5 protein-coding genes and 2 pseudogenes are annotated in these 3,009 nt (G+C 74.0%); 4 read left to right on the plus strand and 3 right to left on the minus strand.

Annotation, left to right across the window (positions count from 1 at the left end):
* Both ABZ281_RS44265 and ABZ281_RS44270 read left to right on the plus strand, forming a co-directional pair.
* Positions 1–689: acyl-CoA dehydrogenase (locus ABZ281_RS44265; RefSeq protein WP_356663920.1), on the plus strand; the 689-nt coding region annotated here is incomplete at its 5' end.
* Positions 686–1,084, plus strand: coding sequence for a RidA family protein (locus ABZ281_RS44270; protein ID WP_356663922.1), 399 nt, complete (start codon positions 686–688; stop codon positions 1,082–1,084). The genes ABZ281_RS44265 and ABZ281_RS44270, both read left to right, overlap by 4 nt.
* A 35-nt stretch (positions 1,085–1,119) precedes the next feature.
* On the opposite strand, the gene ABZ281_RS44275 is transcribed toward ABZ281_RS44270, so the two are convergent.
* On the minus strand, positions 1,120–1,314 hold the full coding sequence (locus ABZ281_RS44275; RefSeq protein ID WP_356663924.1) for a DUF5999 family protein: 195 nt from the start codon (positions 1,312–1,314) through the stop codon (positions 1,120–1,122).
* Positions 1,315–1,561: 247 nt separating this feature from the next.
* Here ABZ281_RS44275 and ABZ281_RS44280 point away from each other — a divergent pair, with 247 nt between their 5' ends.
* Positions 1,562–2,002 (plus strand): DUF6299 family protein, encoded by a 441-nt coding sequence (locus ABZ281_RS44280; protein WP_356663926.1) that lies wholly within the window; start codon positions 1,562–1,564, stop codon positions 2,000–2,002.
* A gap of 23 nt (positions 2,003–2,025) precedes the next feature.
* Positions 2,026–2,289: pseudogene (locus ABZ281_RS44285) on the plus strand (ABC transporter ATP-binding protein); the annotation flags it as partial.
* 43 nt (positions 2,290–2,332) lie between these two features.
* Here the strand turns inward: ABZ281_RS44285 and ABZ281_RS44290 are convergent.
* Together ABZ281_RS44290 and ABZ281_RS44295 are read right to left on the minus strand one after the other, a co-directional pair.
* The gene (locus tag ABZ281_RS44290) at positions 2,333–2,632 is read right to left on the minus strand and encodes a hypothetical protein (protein ID WP_356663928.1); all 300 of its coding nucleotides are present in this window, start codon (positions 2,630–2,632) and stop codon (positions 2,333–2,335) included.
* Between the two features lie 147 nt (positions 2,633–2,779).
* Positions 2,780–3,009 (minus strand): annotated as a pseudogene (locus ABZ281_RS44295) (hypothetical protein); the annotation flags it as partial.

The following is a 3,009-nucleotide window of genomic DNA, read 5'->3' on the forward strand; positions in this document are numbered from 1 at the left end:
GTGAGGACGACGCCGCGCACCAGGTCGTCCTCGAAGCGCTCCTCCACGGCGACGCCGATCGGTTCCTCGAACAGCACCCGCCAGGCTTCCTCGTCCTGCCCGCCGACCGGCCGGGCCTGGCCGGCCGCGGGCTCGATATGCTCTCGCCGCACCCCATCGGCGCCCTCGACTTCGACGCCGTACCGGTGACGGCCGACGACGTGCTCGGCGAGGTGGACCGCGGCTTCCGGGTCGCCATGGGGACGCTCAACCTGTTCCGGCCCAGCGTCGGCGCGTTCGCGGTCGGCATGGCGCAGGCGGCCCTCGATGCCACGCTCACCCACACCGCCGGGCGCGACGCCTTCGGGGGCAAGCTGCGGGACCTGCAAGCCGTCTCGCACCAGGTCGCCGAGATGGCCCTGCGCACGGAGGCGGCCCGGCTGATGGTCCACGCGGCGGCGTCGGCGTACGACGCGGACGCCCCGGACGTGCCCCGGCGCTCCGCCATGGCGAAACTGCTCGCCACCGAGACCGCGCAGTACGTCGTCGACACGGCCGTCCAGCTGCACGGCGCCCGGGCGCTGCAACGCGGCCATCTGCTCGAACACCTCTACCGCGAGGTGCGTGCCCCGCGCATCTACGAGGGGGCCAGCGAGGTGCAGCGCGGCATCATCGCCAAGGAGCTGTACGCCCGTCTGGAGGCCCGGTGAGCACCGAGCGCGTCAACCCGCCCGAGCTGTCCCCGCCGACCGGCTTCTCCCACGCCGTCGTGGTGTCCGGGTCGCGGGTGGTGTTCCTCGCGGGGCAGACCGCCCTGGACACCGACGGCAAGGTGGTCGGCCGCACCCTGGCCGAGCAGTTCGAGAGGGCCCTCACCAACCTGCTGGCCGCCCTCGCGGCGGCCGGTGGTACGCCCTCCGACCTGGCGCGCGTCACCGTCTACGCCACGGATGTCGAGGCGTACCGTACGCACGCGCCCGAACTGGGCCGCACCTGGCGCCGGTTGGCCGGTCGCGACTATCCCGCCATGGCGGTCGTCGAGGTAGTCCGGCTGTGGGACGCGGAGGCGATGGTGGAACTGGACGGTTTCGCGGTCCTGCCCTAGCGGGACCGCCGTGCCGCTGTGCGGCGGCCCTCGGGTCAGGCCGCGACGGCCGGCCCCGCGGCGGTCACCCGGCGCGGCTGCACCATGCGTCCGTCCGGCAGCAGTTCGCCGGTGTCGTCGAAGACCACCGTCCCGTCGCACAGCAGGCTCCACCCCTGCTCGGGGCGGGCCGCCACGACGTGTGCGGCGGGGGAGCCGGTCACGGGGCACTGGGGCTGGTGGGCACACATGGCGCACCTCCACGTCGGTAGGGCCGTCCGAGGGGTTCGGACGACTCGTACAGACAGACCATCCTCCCGTGCCGAAGCCATCGGAACGGCCCGACGGGAAGCGTGACACGCCCAGGACATTCCCAGCACGGTTCCACGACGGCCGGCGCGGACTCACCACCGAAGGGGGCGAGGGGTCATGGGCGCCGACCCGCAGGGCCGGTGCGAGTGGAAGCCGCAATTCCACTTCTTTCCGGGAGGTTTCCCCATGCGTGTACGTCCCCTTCCCGGCGCGGCGGCCGGTGCCGCGCTGCTCCTGCTCATCGGCGCCGGCGCGGCGCCCGCCACCGCGTCCGCCCTCGCCCCGACCGGCTCCGTGTCGGTCGATGACGTGGGCCGGAACACCGCCGACGGCGCCGTCACCCTGTCCGGCACCTACCGCCGCACGAGCTCCAGCGGCCCGGACTTCGTCAGTTCCTCCGCCGGCCAGGGCGTCTCGACGACCCGTCACGGCGTCGGCGGCACCCGGGCCGTGTGCGACGGCGCGGAGTACCGCTGGGGGGAACACCGGCCAGACCGTGCCCGGCGCGTTCTGGCCGGGGCGGCCCATGTCGAGGCGACGCTGATGGAGCTGCGCACCTTCGGCGGCCTGCCCCTGCCCAGCTTCCACGCGGTCCAGGGGCAGGACGTCACGCTGACCCAGGCCTGAGCGGCCGAGTCGGCCCCGCCGCCGGCCTCACCCCCGACCTGCTCACCAGGCGGCCGCACGAGGTCAGCGACGGCCGGCTGCGACGTGTCTGCCTCGCCCGGGCTCTGGTGCTGCGCCCACGCCTGCTGGTGTGCGACGGGATGACCACGATGCTCGACGCCTCCACCGCGGCAGCCCGGGTCGCGGCCGTCGAGAGCTACCGGTCCTCGACCGGTGCCGCCCTGCTGGCCGTCGGCCACGACCGCATCCTGCTGGAGCGCTGGTGCGACCGCACCGTCCACTGGGACGGCCTGACCCGAACGTGCCGGACGGCATCCGGCCCGAGCTGCCTCAGTGGTCGTCCCAGTGACCCTCGTGAGCGGCGTGACGGTGGCCGTCGTGCACGTAGTCCGTGTGGTCGCCGTGCCGCACGGCCAGGTGGCCGCAGTCGTCGCCGTGCTCGTGGTCGTGGTTCCGGTGCACCGTGTGACCGCCGCCCGCGCACTCGTCGGCGTGGCCGTCGTGCATCCGGTGGATGTGGCCGTCGTGGGCGTAGTCGGTGTGGTCGCCGTGGGTGAAGGCGAGGTGGCCGCAGTCGTCGCCGTGGGCGTGCGCGTGGTTCTCGTGGGTGGTGTGCTCGGCGGTGGTCATGGGGGCTCCTCGCGTGGGGGTGTGCCGCTCGGGGCGCTTCCGCCGGGGGCGGCCGACGACATCACCATAAGGCGGCCTCTGCATGCATTGTCGGAATGCCCGCCCCTGCCCGCCATCCGGCGCAGGGCGCCCGGGTGATGCGCAGGGTCAGCGCACCGCCACGACCACGCAGCTGTCGCCGTACTGCCACACCGGCCCGGCCGTGCCGAAGCCCGCCTGCCGCAGCAGCTTCAGATGGGCGGAGAGGGGGAGTTCGGCGGGCCGGCCGGTGCCGAGGGGGGCTGCACGCCGTCGGCGCTCCGCGAGGAGGTCGGCCGTGTCCAGGTCGAAGGCGAAGGGTTCCGGAAGAGCGATGGGCTTGCCGAAGGGGCGGGCAC

The organism is Streptomyces sp. NPDC006265, assembly GCF_040613555.1.
Taxonomy (GTDB): Bacteria; Actinomycetota; Actinomycetes; order Streptomycetales; family Streptomycetaceae; genus Streptomyces.

Bases quoted from the DNA above. Each gene is read 5' to 3' on its own strand.
- ABZ281_RS44290 (WP_356663928.1), bottom strand. From the start codon at position 2,632: ATGACCACCGCCGAGCACACCACCCACGAGAACCACGCGCACGCCCAC.
- ABZ281_RS44280 (WP_356663926.1), top strand. From the start codon at position 1,562: ATGCGTGTACGTCCCCTTCCCGGCGCGGCGGCCGGTGCCGCGCTGCTC.
- ABZ281_RS44275 (WP_356663924.1), bottom strand. From the start codon at position 1,314: ATGTGTGCCCACCAGCCCCAGTGCCCCGTGACCGGCTCCCCCGCCGCA.